Origin of the sequence: Paracoccus methylovorus, from assembly GCF_016919705.1 — a bacterium.
GTDB lineage: Bacteria > Pseudomonadota > Alphaproteobacteria > Rhodobacterales > Rhodobacteraceae > Paracoccus > Paracoccus methylovorus.
Map to the genome: position 1 here is coordinate 258,539 of NZ_CP070371.1, position 13,962 is coordinate 272,500.

Consider the following 13,962-nt stretch of genomic DNA (forward strand, 5'->3'; position numbering starts at 1 on the left):
GATCAGGCACGGTCCAAATTCAGTCCGATCAACTCGGCCACCTGCCGCGGATGGGTGATCGGCAGCATATGTCCGGCGCCGGGAACGCGGGCGCGCCCGACATCGGGCAGCCGTGATGCCAACGCATCGGCAATCGCGGGGATCACCGGCGGCGATTCATTCCCCATGACGATCAGCACCGGTGCATCGATGGATTCAAGCCCATCCGGTCGCAAGATATTGGCGCTGTCCTCACGCAGCGCCTCGTTGCTGGCCTGTACCAGACGAATCTGCCGCGTCAGGCGTGCCTTGCCCGATGGAGTTTGCGATTCCCAGTCCAGCCCACCCCAGACGGAAAGAAAGGCCCGGGTCGCCTCGGCATCCTCTCCTGCGGCGAGGCGGGCGCCAACGTCGTCCAGCAACGCTTCGTTAAAGGCCTCGGGCGCTGCCGCGAACAACACAGGTTCGATCAGCGTCAGGCTGCGCACGGCTTCGGGGGCGGCCACGGCGATGCGCAGCGCCACGGTCGCGCCCATGCTGTGGCCGATCAGGTCCAGCGGCCGGTCGATCAGCGTTGCGGTCTCGCGCGTGACGAATGTGTGGTAATCCGACGCGCCCTCCTCCCAATCAGGGCTTTGCCCGTGACCGGGCAGGTCCGGCGCGCTGATCTGCACGCGGTCGTGCAACTGCTCGGCAATCGGGCCCCAGTAAACGCCGTTGCCCATCATGCAATGCAATGCCAGCGCCGGGCGGTCCGCGTTGCCCGACCAGCTTCGAAGATGCAGCGTGCTCATAGGGCGGCCAGATGGCTGTCCAGAAAGTCCAGCCGGTCCTGGCCCCAGAACCGCTCTCCGGTCTCGGTCACGATATAGAAAGGGGCGCCAAAAGCCCCGGCCTCCACCGCCTGTTCCAGATTGCGGCCAAAAGTCTCGGCACCGATGAACAGCCCTTTGTTTGCAAGCTCCGGGTCGAAACCTGCGGCGGCCAGCTTTTCGCGGATTACCCCATCATCGGCGATATCGGCATCCTCAGCCCAGACGGCGCGCAGAAAGCTTTGCACGAGCCCCGGCAGATCGCCGCCGCCGGCCTGCTGCGCCGCGATGATCGCATAAGAGGACGGCGCGGGGTTCACCGGCCAGAAGGCAGGTTTCAGATTAAGCGGCATGTTCAGGTGACTGGACCAGCGGCGCAGTTCCTGGCCGCGATATTCCATGCGCGCGGGGTGACGATTCGCCGGGCGCACCCCTCCGGTCCGGTCGAAAAGCTGCAGCAGATCGACGGGCTTGTAGGTGACCTTCGCGCCATGTCGCGCCGCGATTTCTTCCAGCCGGCTCCCGGCAAGATAGCTCCAGGGGCTGGGAGTGCCGAAGTAATAGTCGATATGCGCCATGGTTTTATCCTCGGGGTTTGCGGGCAGGCTAGCCCGGTGCTAAGCGGGGTGCAATCGCACGAATCCAGACAGGGAAAGCCCATGCCGGCCATGACCGAACCCAAGCTTATTGCGGGAAATGCCAACCGGCCTCTGGCCAATGCAATCGCCCGCCGCATGTCGATGCACAGGGGGATGAATGTCGCGCCCATCGAAGCGCGGGTTGAACGTTTCAACGATCAGGAAATCTTTGTCGAGGTTTATGAGAACGTCCGGGGCGAGGATATGTTCATCATCCAGCCGACCTCGAACCCGGCGAACGACAACCTGATGGAGCTGCTGATCATGACGGATGCGCTGAAGCGTTCGTCGGCGGCACGCATCACGGCGGTGATTCCCTATTTCGGCTATGCCCGACAGGATCGCCGCGCCAAGGCCCGCACGCCGATCAGCGCCAAGCTGGTCGCGAACCTGCTGACCGAGGCGGGCGTGGACCGGGTGCTGACGCTGGACCTGCATGCCGCGCAGATTCAGGGCTTTTTCGACATTCCGGTGGATAACCTTTATGCGGCTCCGGTCTTTGCATTGGATATCAAGCACAACTTCCGCGAGCGCCTGTCGGATCTGATGGTGATCTCGCCGGACGTGGGCGGCGTGGCGCGGGCGCGTGAACTTGCGCAGCGTATCGGCGCGCCGCTGGCCATCGTGGACAAGCGCCGCGAAAAACCGGGTGAGATCGCCGAAATGACGGTGATCGGCGACGTGACCGGAAAGACCTGTATCATCGTCGATGACATCTGCGACACGGCCGGCACGCTGTGCAAGGCGGCGCAGGTGTTGACCGAACACGGCGCGACCGAGGTGCACGCCTATATCACCCATGGCGTGCTTTCGGGTCCTGCGGTCGAGCGGGTGCAGTCGTCGGTCATGAAATCGCTGGTCATCACCGATTCGATCGAGCCGAGCGACAATGTGAAAACCGCCTCGAACATCCGCATCGTGCCGACTGCGCCGATGTTTGCGCAGGCGATCCTGAACATCTGGAACGGCACCTCGGTCAGTTCGCTTTTCGAGGTGGATACGCTGGGCCCGATCTACGAAGGGCTTTACTCCGGCCTCTGATTGCGGAGAAAGATAAAAAAGGCCCCGGTCCTCTGGATCGGGGCCTTTTTCTATGATGCTTCGGGCGACGCTAGAGAAAGCGTGGGAACTCGATCTTTGGACAGCGGTCCTCGATCACTGTCAGGCCGCGTGCGCGTGCGCGACCGGCCGCCTGCGGGTGGCGGACGCCAAGCTGCATCCAAATCGTGCCAAGCCGGGGCAGATGCGCCATGGCTTGATCGACGGTGGCGGAAATAGCCTCGACCCGGCGAAAGATGTCCACCATATCCACCGCCATTTCCGGCGGAATCGCCCGCAGGTCGGGATAGACCCGTTCGTCCAGAATGGTGCCGCCAGCATGGCCCGGATTGACCGGGATGATGCGATAGCCCTGCGATTTCAGGTAACGGGCGACGCCCCAGGACGGCCGGTCTTCGTTTGGCGACAGGCCGACGATGGCGATGCACTGCGTGGTGCGAGCGATGCGTGCAATGTCGTCATCGACCGGCGAGGTGCCGATATCGCGAAGTACTGCCAGGTTCATCTGATCCTCCCCCAGATCTTCAACCGAAAGTGGCATGGAAAAAGCGCCCGGTCCAGAGGTCTGGCCGGGCGCAAGTCGCGGAACGAGGGACAGTGATCTGAACACGACCGTTCCGTGGTCATGTTCAGTAAATAAATGGGAATAGTGGCTAAAAAGTTCCACCCCGCTCGCAAAAAAGTGAGATTTCAGGGATTCATCCGCGTCCAGATGGCCTTGGCTTGCATCAAAACGCGCTGGGGATCGGCAAGAAGTCGCTTGCGCGCCTGCTCGGAGCGCACAAAGTAAGTGCGCTGGCCGATCACTACGAAATAGCGTGGATTTCCGGGCTCGGAGCGCCCCTCGGACAAGGCGACGACGCAAAGCCCGCTCAGACCTGGCGCGTAAGCCTTTGGATTTGCCTCGAAGAGATTGCGGTTGTGTTCGTTGGCAAAGTGCCATGCCTGACCACGCCATACCGTGACCAGATCCGTGCGCCCGGGCACGGCGGCATTATCCGTTCCGTACGAGACCGGATCCATGCCATCCAATGCCCAGTCCTGCGCCATTGCCCCGTAAACGGGCAGGGCAAGTATCAGACTGGTAAGTATCGTTCGAATCATGGCGGTGCGCGGTCCGGTGCAGCTGTGCTTCCGATCTGGCAAATCAGTTGGTGATTCTCAACCGGGACGGGCGGTTTCTAGCGCCGATGTGAAGGTTGGGCTCAGCTCTGTGAAGCGGCGTATAGCGCAACCGCCGCCGCGTTCGAGACATTGAGCGAGCCGAAGTCCGCCGCGAAGGGGATGCGCAAGATACGGTCGCAAGTCTCGCGCGTGCGCTCGCGCAGACCGGGCCCCTCGGCGCCCAGCACTATGCAGATCGCCCGACCCGACAATTCCCGCAGCGCTTCGGGCATGGGTTCGTCGCCCGTGCCGTCAAGGCCCAGCACCGTGTAGCCCATGGACTGCAGCTCGATCAGGGTATCGGCCAGATTTGTGACCCGCAGATAGGGTTGCCGTTCCAGAGCGCCCGAAGCGGTCTTGGCCAGCGCGCCGGTTTCAGGCGCCGAATGGCGCGCGGGCGCGATGACGGCCCGTGCACCGAATACCTCGGCCGAGCGCAGGATAGCGCCGACGTTATGCGGGTCGGTGACCCGGTCCAGGGCCACCAGCAGCGGCCTGCCCGGACCTGAAAGTGCCAGATCGGCCAGGCTGTCCCATTTCAGCGGCTTCACCTCCAGCGCGGCACCCTGGTGCACGCTTTCCGGAGACAGCGGTGCCGTCCGGTCGAAGGTACGTGCATCCACGATTTCCGGGGCGAGATCCTGCGGCAAGGAACCCAGCCGGTCCAGCGCATTCCGGGTGACCACCAGCCGCAGCTTTTCGCGTTTGGGATTCGCCAGCGCGTCGCGCACGGCATGCAGGCCGAACAGCCAGACGGTTTCGGCCGCGGCGGCGCGTCGTGCGCGTTCTTTATCGATGACCCATGTGGGTTTCTTGGATTTCTGTGGTTTCTCGGTCATGTCGCATTCCCGGTTGCTGTTCCGACTGCGCAGAAAATGCCGCAGAATGCAACCTTCACGACGACGCGTCCTGTGGTGCAAGTAAGTTCGAATTTTCCACTGATCCCTGCTTGACGCCCCCTGTCGGTCGAGATAATCACCGCCTCACGCCGAAAACGCTCGGCGGGCGACGTGCTGCAAGGTGCGGCAGCGGACTGTAACTCCGCCGGGGAGACCCATGCCTGGTTCGATTCCAGGGTCGCCCACCATCTCCCATCTCCTGAAAACTTGGTCCCGGCTTCTTGAAGGGTTTTAACCCGAAAGACCGTCAATCATGGCTCTGATTGGGTGCGGCCGACAACAACAGATTCTCCCGTTCGAGGTGGTTGAGACGCGTTTGCGGACGGATCAAGGCGAAGCTTGGTTCCGGTAGCGACCTTGCATCTCTTCTCAAACCGCCAAAAGCCATCACGCTATCCATACCTCCCTCTGCCCGACGATCTGCGCCTCATTGCTCTTGGCAGTTCACACGATGTCCACCTGCAGTGGAGCGGCGGTATTCCCGAACTCCAGTCGGATGCGTCTTGGGTCCATTGCCGGAGGTCCGGGACGTTGTCGGGAGGTGCTATCTATCTAAAAAGTCAGCTTCTCCTGCAGGCAGAGCAGAGGCATCTATAGGTTGTGTTTCGCGGGCTGATTGCCGTTCGCGCGCTGTTTCATTCAGGTGTTTTCAAGTGGGGGGTTGTTGTGACGAGTATTTTGTTTGGAATGAAGGCGGATTGGCGCGAGGCTCTGCAACACGGTGCGCAGGCAATCGGCATGAAGAGCCAGATGGCGAATCTTCGGCATGCGGACCTGTCCGGTTTTGACGCCGTCATCCCACTGACCTTGTGGGACCGCGATATTCTGGATCAAAGGCGCGCCAACGGCGAAAAGTTCAACGCGTTGTTTCCCGGTGTCGAGGCGAAGGAAAGCTGTGACGACAAGCTCAGGTTCAACTGGCTGATGGCCCGCGTGGGCTTTGGAAGTTACGTCCCGACCGTGCTTTCGGATATCGACCTGATTTCCCCGGATAAACCGGTCATCATCAAGCGCCGTCAGGACGAATGGGGAAAGCAGTCTCGCATTGCTTTCGCACAGGTGGGCTCGCCCCTTCTTTACAATCCGGCGGAGGAGTTCTTACAGGAATATATCCCCGGAACGGTCGAGCTTTCGGCCCATCTGCTGCTGCGTCAAGGCAGGATCGTATTTGCGCGAACAGCAAAATTCGATATGCCGGATATACCGCATGTGAAGGGGATCAATACCGGCTACAACAAGCTGGAATGGCAAGAGGGTTCGGAACATCTTGACCTCTTCGACGATATTCTGAATGCGATCGGTTTCCACGACGGCACCTGCTGCATCGATTTTCGGGAGGTCGACGGCAAGCCCAGGATATTCGAGATCAACCCCCGGCTGGGCGGTTCGCTGACTGGGAATGTGGGCGATTATCTTCTGCGCTATCTTGCAGAGGCAACGAGTGACCAGCCCGTCCGGGCGCCTTTGTCGACTGAGTTGCGAGTGGCCGCCTGATCCCTCTTGTAGAGGGGCCGGTCTGTGCCGCTGCATCCGGCCGGCCCCATTTCCGAATTTGCACCCACGCGCAGTGTGGAAGCAAAAAAAATTTATCTAATATTATAAATGATTTTCAATTAGTTAACCTTGATTTACGAACCGTGGCGGGGGCGGTTTCGGGCAGGGCTTATACTACCCCGTCTTGCAGAAATCCGCCTGCACGACCGCGCCCGAAAATTCTGCTTATGCGGAAATACCGATGCGGATTTGAACTTTTCTCCTGAGACTGTATAATGCCTGCCATCGAAATCGGGGCCAATGTCCCTTTCCACGCAACAGGGTCGCAACCGACCCGCGGAGGTGACCGGGGCTGAGCGCCGGTTGGTTTCGCCGCGCGCCGTATCATTTGTGCGTGCTGAAAATCCGGAGATAATATTTGATGGGCAGACTTCTTGCTTCGACCACGCTTGCCTTTATTGCACTAAGCGCCCCTGCATTTGCCGCGGACGAGGAATGTGGCAATATCACTGTCGCCGAAATGAACTGGGCCTCGGCGGGTTTGGCGGCCTGGGTGGACAAGATCATCCTTGAAGAGGGCTACGGATGCGAGGTGGGACTGGTCGCGGGCGACACCATGCCCACATTCGCCTCGATGAACGAAAAGGCCGAGCCGGACATGGCCCCCGAGCTTTGGGTCAATGCCGTCAAGGAGCCGCTGGACAAAGCCGTGGAAGAGGGGCGGATCGTGATCGCCTCGCAGATCCTGTCCGACGGTGGGGTCGAGGGTATCTGGGTGCCGACATGGTTGGCCGAAGAGCACAATATCCGCACGCTCAAGGACGCGTTGGAACATCCTGAACTGTTCCCCGGGGCTGAGGACAGCAGCAAGGGCGCGTGGTTCGGCTGCCCCTCGGGTTGGGCGTGTCAGGCGATCAACCGCAACCAGTTCGTCGGTTCGGGAGCCGAGGAAAAGGGCTTCGAACTGGTCGATTCCGGCTCGGCCGCCGCGCTGGATGGCTCGATCGCGCGCGCGGCGAACCGCAACGAAGGCTGGTTGGGTTATTACTGGGCGCCCACGGCCATTCTGGGTCAATATGACATGACCAAGCTGGATCTTGAGGCCGAGTTTGACCGCGAGCGTTGGGACACCTGCATGGTCATTCCCGATTGCGCCGATCCGCAAGTGACGGAATGGCCGGTTTCCGACGTCTACACCGCCGTGACCAAGGAGTTCGCCGATAAGGCGGGCGTGGCCATGGATTACGTCAAGACACGGGCCTGGACCAACGACACCGTCAATACGATGCTGGCATGGATGGTTGAAAACCAGGCCAGCAACGAAGATGCCGCCTATGAATTCCTCGAACAGCACGAGGACATCTGGACGACCTGGGTTCCCGCCGACGTGGCCGACAAGGTTCGGGCCGCTCTGTAAACCGCGCATTCGCGCCTGACGGGCAAGGTCGCCGACGCGGCCTTGCCCATTTCCATTTCCAAAGGATGAACAATATGGACCTGATCCGCTTCCCGGAAATGAGCCGCGGAAACCTGCGCGCGATGCGTCAGACCATCGACGGAGCATTCCGGGACTTTACCCGCGCATGGGGCGACACGCTGGAGGCGATGTTCGAACCGCTGCAAAAACTGCTGACTTTTATCGAAAACCTGCTGCTCCGCTCGCCCTGGGTTCTGGTGCTGGCTGTGCTGGCGTTGGGGATCTGGCTGCTGAGCCGAAGCTGGAAAATCGCGCTGGGATCAGTGCTGGCACTGCTTGTGGTCGGCTATTTCGGCATGTGGGAGGACACGATGCGCACCATCGCCATGGTTGCTGTCTGCACCCTTATCGCCGTGGTGGTGGGCATTCCCATCGGCATTTTTATGGCGCAGTCGAACCGCATGAACGCAATGGTGACGCCGATCCTGGATATGATGCAAACCATGCCGAGCTTTGTCTATCTGATCCCGGTGGTGATGATTTTTGGCTTGGGCAAAGTGCCGGGCGTGATCGCAGTGGTGATCTATGCCATTCCGCCGGTGATCCGGCTGACCAATCTGGGCATTCGACAGGTGGCGCCGGACGTGCTGGAGGCGGCCGAAGCCTTTGGTTCGTCCAGCTGGCAAAAGCTGCGTGATGTGCAACTGCCGCTGGCCTTGCCAACGATCATGGCGGGGATCAACCAGACCATCATGATGAGCCTTGCCATGGTCGTCGTCGCCTCGATGATCGGGGTGCGGGGTCTGGGGCAGCCGGTGCTTCAGGCGATCAACCAGCAGTATTTCACCATGGGGGTCATGAACGGTCTGGCCATCGTCGCCATCGCCATCATCATGGACCGCACCACGCAGGCCTACGGCAAACGGTTGCAAAAGCACACGGAGGCCGGCAAATGAGCGAAGCGGGCATGCATGACATCGAAATCCGCGATCTCTACAAGATCTTCGGGCCCGATGCCGGACACCACGTTGCGGCGGTCAAGGCCGGGCTCTCTAAAGTCGAGTTGAACGACCGGCACAACCATGTGCTGGGCCTGCATGACATCAACCTGACCATTCCGCATGGCATGATTACGGTCATCATGGGGTTGTCCGGCTCGGGCAAGTCGACGCTGATCCGCCATATCAACGGGTTGATCCGGCCGACGGCGGGGCAGGTGCTGTACGACGGGCAGGACGTTGTCACCATGACGACCAGCCAGTTGCGCGATTTCCGGCGGCAGAAGACCGCGATGGTGTTCCAGAAATTCGCCCTGCTGCCGCACCGCACCGTGCTGCGGAACGTGACCTATGGCCTGAATATCCGCGGAATTGCCGAGGCCGAGGAACGCGCCCGGCACTGGATCGGCCGGGTCGGATTGCAGGGCTATGAGGATTATTATCCCCGGCAGCTTTCTGGTGGCATGCAGCAGCGCGTAGGCTTGGCGCGAGCCCTGACCAACGACGCCGAGATCTTGCTGATGGACGAGGCGTTTTCGGCGCTGGATCCGCTTATCCGCATGGATATGCAATCTATCCTGCTGGAGTTGCAGCAGGAATTGCGCAAGACCATCATCTTCATCACCCATGATGTCGATGAGGCGCTAAGGTTGGGCGACAAGATCGCGATCCTGCGGGACGGGGCGATGGAGCAGGTGGGAAACGGTCAGGAAATCGTGCTGCATCCCGCCAATGCCTATATCGCCGAATTCGTGCGTGAGGTGAATCGGGGCCGCATCATCGAGGCGCGCACCATCGCCACGCCGGCTGACGAAAGCCGCGACATGCCTGAATTTCAGGTCAAGGCACGCTCGAGACTGGATCTGGTCGCACGCCGCATGACCAAGGCAGGCGTGTTCGAGGCGCGGGTCCGCGACGGAGACAGGCTGGTGGGCATCATCGACCTGCCCGGTATCCTTGAGGCCATGGTCAATCCGGTCGATGCGGCCAGCGAGGATTAGGTCAAACCGGCCCGCGGCAGGTTGACGCCCTGCCGCGGCACAATCATATCATGTGTCATGCAGTACGGCCCGGTCGCGCTGCGCAGCTTTCGCGGCGCCCCCCCCCCCGCCACTCAAGGCCCGCGCAGGATATTTGCACAGCCCAGCGTCGATTTTATATCAGACCTTAACTCAGATTACAGATTTCTGTGAAAGTGGTTCCCGACTTATCCCGATAAGTTCCCCCAATCTTACAGGGAGAGAGCCTGCTTGCGACAAGAGGGGGAGATCGTCGTGGAAACAGCAACAACTACAGAAGCAGAATCAATTCGGCCAGAGGATGAGCGGCTGGGCCTTGCCGCCAATCTGGCCTATGGCATGCAACACATTCTGACCATGTACGGCGGTATCGTTGCCGTTCCACTGATCGTCGGACAAGCTGCCGGCCTTACGCCTGCCGAGATCGGATTGTTGATCACGGCGTCACTGTTTGCAGGCGGGGTCGCAACCATCCTTCAGACCATCGGCGTGCCCTTCTTTGGTTGCCAATTGCCGCTGGTGCAGGGCGTCTCATTTGCCGGAGTCGCGACGATGATCGCCATTTCGGCGAACGGAGGGATACAGGCCATTTTCGGCGCGGTCATTGCGTCCTCGTTTCTTGGGCTTTTGATCACGCCGGTGTTTTCGCGGATCACACGCTTCTTTCCTCCGCTGGTGGCCGGCATCGTGATCACCACGATCGGCCTGACGCTTATGCCGGTCGCCGGATCCTGGGCCATGGGCGGGGACCGCAATGCGGCAGATTATGGCAGTCCGGCAAACATTCTGCTTGCGGGCGTCACACTGGCCATCGTGCTGCTGCTCAGCAAGGTCGGGAATGCTGCGATATCCCGGCTGTCGATCCTGCTTGCCTTGGTCATCGGCACAGTCATCGCCTATGCCGCCGGCATGACCGATTTCTCTCAGGTCCCGCAAGGACCGGTTTTTGCTCTGCCCGAGATTTTTCATTTCGGATGGCCGACTTTCGGTGTCGCGGCCACCATTTCGATGTTCATCGTCATTCTGGTGACATTGGTCGAAACCTCGGCGGATATCTTTGCCGTCGGTGAGATCGTCGAGACCAAGGTGGATTCGCAGCGGTTGGGCGATGGGCTTCGCGCCGACATGCTGTCGAGCATGCTTGCGCCGGTCGTCGGGTCCTTCACGCAAAGCGCCTTTGCCAGAACGTCGGGCTTGTGGCGGTGACCGGTGTCAAAAGCCGCTATGTCGTGGCGACGGGTGGATTGATCCTCGTCGCGCTGGGGCTTTTCCCGGTGATGGGGCGGGTGGTCGCCGCGATTCCCAACCCGGTTCTGGGCGGAGCTGGTGTCGTGCTGTTCGGGACAGTTGCGGCAAGCGGCATCCGCACCCTGTCCAGGGTGGATTATGTGAACAACATGAACCTGATCATCGTGGCGACCTCGATCGGGTTCGGCACGATTCCGATCGTGTTGCCGACGTTCTACGATCAGTTCCCCGCGTGGGTGGAGACCATCTTCCATTCGGGCATCAGCTCATCGGCATTGATGGCCATTACCCTTAATCTTCTGTTCAACCATTTCACGGCCGGCAATTCGGATCAGCCCTCGGTCTTTGGCGCTGCGGCGGAACGGACGATCCGCTATGCAGATGTCGCGCAGCTTCAGGACGGGGATTACTTTAAAAACGGCAGGCTCTACGATGCGAACGGGGACGAAGTGCCGCTGGTCAGGCTGGCAAGTCACTGATCCCGGCTTTGGGCGCGCGTGCAAACCGCGCGCCCTTGCGGTCAAACCTGTTGGGGCAGGGGGCGGTGGCGGCGGATATTCCATGCAAGCCATGCCATGGCAGCTCCTTCGCTGATCAGCGCGACGCCCAACAGGACACCGATCAGCCATAGCGCGGTAATCGGCATGCCGACCAGGATGATGATCGCGATCACGATCTCGACGATACCGCTGGCCAGGACCCAGATCCAGTGGGTCAGCGGTCGGATGGTCAGTGCAAAGACGATGCGCGAGATCCCCTGCACCATCAGCAGCACCAACAGCAGCACGCTAAGTGTCATCAGGCTGTCGGCCGGGTTGCGAAGAAAGATGATGCCGACGATCACGAACAGAACGGATGAAACGATATGTAGCGGAAATGCCTGAGAGGAGCGCGATCCGATCAGCCCTGTGCCTTGCAAAAGGCCGGCAAAGATCAGCAGCCAACCAAGGACGCCCACCACGGCGAACGACGACAGCGCCGGAAAAGCGATGGCAAAGATGCCGGCCAGCACCATCAGGGCGCCCTGCGCCAGATACCAGATCGAATATTTGCGAAACAGATTCTGCACCGAATCGCGCAGGATCTGCGAGGCGGTTTCGACAGAGTACGACATTCTTATAACACCTGTCTGAAGACCTGCCGCGCGACCGCTATGGGATGTGCGGCAGGCTGGCTAGGAAATGTATACATTCGGCTTGAACCTTAGCGTTGGCCGCGCCGATATATCGCCCAAGCGTAGCGTGACTTATCCCTTTCTAGCAAGCTTTCAGATTGAAAGTCGCAGTCCTGAATTGCGGCAAGAATGCCCCAAAGCTTTCCTGCCTGCTGCCGAACCCCGCCGTTCCCAACGCAAAACGCCCGGTTTGCACCGGGCGTTCTATTTGGGGCTATTCCGGGATTTCTCCGGGTTTGTAATCGGGCAGTCGCCCGGCCGGAATGATCGCAAGCAGCGCCATTCCCGCCATGATCAAAAGACCGATCTTCAGCGCCCTCAGCCTGGCTTCGCTGTTGACCCGCAGCGCCTCGGCTTTTTGCTCGGGCGTGGCGTCGGTCGCGGCGATGACGGTCTCCAGTTGATCGTTGCTGACGAAGTTGATGTTGTCCAGATTCACGGCGGCCTGAATGTCGGGCGTCAGCACCGGGTTGGCCGCCAACCGGGTCATGACCGCGGCGCTGAGCAACCCGACCAGAAGCGCCCCGGCAATGGCGGTGCCCACTGCGGAGGCAAGGTTTTGTGTCGTGCCCCGCAGCGAGCCGACATCGCCCGCCAGCTCTTTGGGCGAAGAGGTGACCAGCACGTTGAACACCAATGTGACCAAAGCGCCCTGACCGATACCGAATGCGATAAGGCCGAACATCACCGGGACCGAGCTCCAGTCATTGCGAACGACCCAAGCCAGCCAGATCAGCGCCGCCGTGCAGAGCAGAAAGCCGAAGCGTCCGATCTGGCGCGGTGTAAAGCGATCATAAAAGCGCACGATCAGCACCGCAGCAAAGAACACCGTCAGGTTGAAGGGCAGCATGGCGACCGTGGTTGCCAGCGGAGACCGGCCCTGCACGATCTGGATATAAAGCGGGACAGAGAAGTTCAGTGCCGCCTCCAGCGCGACGACGACGAACATGGCATAGACTGCGGCCCGTTCTTGCGGGGATTCAAGGATGACCAGCGGCATCAGCGGCGTGCGCCCCGCAGCGGTCTGGCGGCGGCACCACACAAGGAAACACTGGCCAAGGAAAATCCCCAGGACAATCATCGCGGGTGCCGGTGACAGGCCGAAAAGCGAGAAGGGCGCGTTTGCGCTTGCCACGCCCAGACCCCAGCCGTTCAGGTTGTTGAAGCCAAAGCTGATCAGGATGATTGCCGTTGCAGCCAGGATCACGCCCAGAATATCGATCTCTACATCCGGGCGGCCCTGATCGGGCTTCAGTTTGAAGCTGAGAAATAGCACCAGTCCTGAAACGGCGATCAAAACGCCAAAGGCTGGACGCCAACCGATATAGGTACCAAGAACCCCGCCGATCAGAAAGGCAAGGACTCCGGCCCCGGCGCGAGCCGAACCCAAAAGGCCAACTGCCGTCGCCTGCTGTTTTCCCTGATAGTTTTCGGCGATCAGTGCGACAAGCGCGGGCACGATGACTGCCGCTGCCGCTCCGCAAAGCGCCTGTGCGGTGATCATGACGGTCGCTGTGGGACTGAAGGTCATCAACACCTGCGACACGCCGAACAGCGTGACGCTGATGCGAAAGACCTGCAACGCACCATAACGCTGGACCAGCTTGGCACCCAGCATGACGAAACCTGCGACGATCATCGAATAGGCGACGATGCCGGTTGCGACCGTCGTGGGCGGCACTCCGAAGCTGGCGACCATGCCGCTAAGTGCGACCGGTAGCGAGGCGACGTTGTATGACATGATGGCCTGTCCCAGCACGATGGCCATCATCGGGGTCCAGGACTTTAGCGCCTCGTCTTCTGGCGCAGTTAGCGTCGTCATCGGCTATCCCTTTCCTTGCGATGTCGGGTCAGGCCCGTTTCGGGGCCGATATCAGCAGATCCAGCCCCAGCCGTTGCGACAGGAACTGCGTGGCAAGCTGGCCTTTCACGCTGTTGCCGGCCTCGTCCAGCCGGGGGCCAAAGGTGCCCAGACCGCCCTTACCGGGTGAAACGGTCACGATCCCGCCGCCGATACCGCTTTTGCCGGGCAGGCCGATCTCGTAAAGCCAGTCGCCCGAG

13 protein-coding genes, 1 tRNA gene and 1 pseudogene (1 of these 15 running past the window's edge) are annotated in these 13,962 nt (G+C 60.6%); 7 read left to right on the plus strand and 8 right to left on the minus strand.

Translation table 11 applies throughout. The annotated features are described in order from the left end of the window. Positions 1–2: 2 nt before the first annotated feature. Together JWJ88_RS14400 and JWJ88_RS14405 are read right to left on the minus strand one after the other, a co-directional pair. The gene (locus JWJ88_RS14400) at positions 3–773 is read right to left on the minus strand and encodes an alpha/beta fold hydrolase (protein ID WP_205296478.1); all 771 of its coding nucleotides are present in this window, start codon (positions 771–773) and stop codon (positions 3–5) included. Next, positions 770–1,369, minus strand: coding sequence for a 2-hydroxychromene-2-carboxylate isomerase (locus tag JWJ88_RS14405; RefSeq protein WP_205296479.1), 600 nt, complete (start codon positions 1,367–1,369; stop codon positions 770–772). The genes JWJ88_RS14400 and JWJ88_RS14405 overlap by 4 nt, the downstream gene beginning before the upstream one ends. Before the next feature lie 81 nt (positions 1,370–1,450). Between JWJ88_RS14405 and JWJ88_RS14410 the strand changes: the two genes are divergently transcribed. Then, the gene (locus tag JWJ88_RS14410) at positions 1,451–2,470 is read left to right on the plus strand and encodes a ribose-phosphate pyrophosphokinase (protein WP_205296480.1); all 1,020 of its coding nucleotides are present in this window, start codon (positions 1,451–1,453) and stop codon (positions 2,468–2,470) included. Positions 2,471–2,540: 70 nt separating this feature from the next. Here the strand turns inward: JWJ88_RS14410 and JWJ88_RS14415 are convergent, their stop codons facing one another. The 3 genes from JWJ88_RS14415 to rlmB form a co-directional block, all read right to left on the minus strand. Next, positions 2,541–2,993 carry a CoA-binding protein gene (locus JWJ88_RS14415; RefSeq protein WP_205296481.1) on the minus strand — a complete coding sequence of 151 codons (453 nt, stop codon included), beginning with the start codon at positions 2,991–2,993 and terminating at the stop codon, positions 2,541–2,543. Positions 2,994–3,178: 185 nt separating this feature from the next. Then, positions 3,179–3,538, minus strand: coding sequence for a YHS domain-containing (seleno)protein (locus JWJ88_RS14420; protein WP_240200332.1), 360 nt, complete (start codon positions 3,536–3,538; stop codon positions 3,179–3,181). 155 nt (positions 3,539–3,693) lie between these two features. Further along, complete coding sequence (gene rlmB, locus JWJ88_RS14425; protein ID WP_205296483.1) at positions 3,694–4,491, minus strand: 23S rRNA (guanosine(2251)-2'-O)-methyltransferase RlmB; 798 nt, start codon at positions 4,489–4,491, stop codon at positions 3,694–3,696. A gap of 164 nt (positions 4,492–4,655) precedes the next feature. On the opposite strand from rlmB, the gene JWJ88_RS14430 reads away from it, so the two are divergent. The 6 genes and pseudogenes from JWJ88_RS14430 (at position 4,656) to JWJ88_RS14455 (ending at position 11,206) form a co-directional block, all read left to right on the plus strand. Further along, positions 4,656–4,739: transfer RNA gene (locus tag JWJ88_RS14430), tRNA-Tyr, on the plus strand. Between the two features lie 412 nt (positions 4,740–5,151). Next, positions 5,152–6,045: an ATP-grasp domain-containing protein gene (locus JWJ88_RS14435; protein WP_205296484.1), complete on the plus strand. Its 894-nt coding sequence runs from the start codon at positions 5,152–5,154 to the stop codon at positions 6,043–6,045. Positions 6,046–6,466: 421 nt separating this feature from the next. Beyond that, positions 6,467–7,462 (plus strand): ABC transporter substrate-binding protein, encoded by a 996-nt coding sequence (locus JWJ88_RS14440; RefSeq protein ID WP_205296485.1) that lies wholly within the window; start codon positions 6,467–6,469, stop codon positions 7,460–7,462. Between the two features lie 74 nt (positions 7,463–7,536). Then, the gene (locus JWJ88_RS14445) at positions 7,537–8,418 is read left to right on the plus strand and encodes an ABC transporter permease (protein WP_205296486.1); all 882 of its coding nucleotides are present in this window, start codon (positions 7,537–7,539) and stop codon (positions 8,416–8,418) included. Beyond that, a complete protein-coding gene (locus JWJ88_RS14450; protein ID WP_205296487.1) occupies positions 8,415–9,461 on the plus strand; it encodes a quaternary amine ABC transporter ATP-binding protein in 1,047 nt (348 codons plus the stop codon). The genes JWJ88_RS14445 and JWJ88_RS14450 overlap by 4 nt, the downstream gene beginning before the upstream one ends. Positions 9,462–9,836: 375 nt before the next feature. Beyond that, a pseudogene (locus JWJ88_RS14455) lies at positions 9,837–11,206 on the plus strand (nucleobase:cation symporter-2 family protein). A gap of 41 nt (positions 11,207–11,247) precedes the next feature. Here JWJ88_RS14455 and JWJ88_RS14460 read toward each other — a convergent pair. The 3 genes from JWJ88_RS14460 to glsA all read right to left on the minus strand — a co-directional run. Beyond that, positions 11,248–11,841, minus strand: a complete 594-nt coding sequence (locus tag JWJ88_RS14460) for an HdeD family acid-resistance protein (RefSeq protein WP_205296488.1) — start codon at positions 11,839–11,841, stop codon at positions 11,248–11,250. 274 nt (positions 11,842–12,115) lie between these two features. Then, positions 12,116–13,723: an MFS transporter gene (locus tag JWJ88_RS14465; protein ID WP_205296489.1), complete on the minus strand. Its 1,608-nt coding sequence runs from the start codon at positions 13,721–13,723 to the stop codon at positions 12,116–12,118. A gap of 28 nt (positions 13,724–13,751) precedes the next feature. Further along, on the minus strand, positions 13,752–13,962 hold the 3' portion of the coding sequence (glsA, locus tag JWJ88_RS14470; RefSeq protein ID WP_205296490.1) for a glutaminase A. It continues 791 nt past the right edge of the window; 211 of the gene's 1,002 nt are visible here — the last part of the coding sequence; its start codon lies off the right edge, out of view; the stop codon is at positions 13,752–13,754.

Bases quoted from the DNA above. Each gene is read 5' to 3' on its own strand.
- JWJ88_RS14415 (WP_205296481.1), bottom strand. From the start codon at position 2,993: ATGAACCTGGCAGTACTTCGCGATATCGGCACCTCGCCGGTCGATGAC.
- JWJ88_RS14420 (WP_240200332.1), bottom strand. From the start codon at position 3,538: ATGGCGCAGGACTGGGCATTGGATGGCATGGATCCGGTCTCGTACGGA.
- JWJ88_RS14410 (WP_205296480.1), top strand. From the start codon at position 1,451: ATGCCGGCCATGACCGAACCCAAGCTTATTGCGGGAAATGCCAACCGG.
- JWJ88_RS14450 (WP_205296487.1), top strand. From the start codon at position 8,415: ATGAGCGAAGCGGGCATGCATGACATCGAAATCCGCGATCTCTACAAG.
- JWJ88_RS14405 (WP_205296479.1), bottom strand. From the start codon at position 1,369: ATGGCGCATATCGACTATTACTTCGGCACTCCCAGCCCCTGGAGCTAT.
- JWJ88_RS14460 (WP_205296488.1), bottom strand. From the start codon at position 11,841: ATGTCGTACTCTGTCGAAACCGCCTCGCAGATCCTGCGCGATTCGGTG.
- JWJ88_RS14400 (WP_205296478.1), bottom strand. From the start codon at position 773: ATGAGCACGCTGCATCTTCGAAGCTGGTCGGGCAACGCGGACCGCCCG.
- JWJ88_RS14465 (WP_205296489.1), bottom strand. From the start codon at position 13,723: ATGACGACGCTAACTGCGCCAGAAGACGAGGCGCTAAAGTCCTGGACC.
- JWJ88_RS14445 (WP_205296486.1), top strand. From the start codon at position 7,537: ATGGACCTGATCCGCTTCCCGGAAATGAGCCGCGGAAACCTGCGCGCG.
- rlmB (WP_205296483.1), bottom strand. From the start codon at position 4,491: ATGACCGAGAAACCACAGAAATCCAAGAAACCCACATGGGTCATCGAT.
- JWJ88_RS14440 (WP_205296485.1), top strand. From the start codon at position 6,467: ATGGGCAGACTTCTTGCTTCGACCACGCTTGCCTTTATTGCACTAAGC.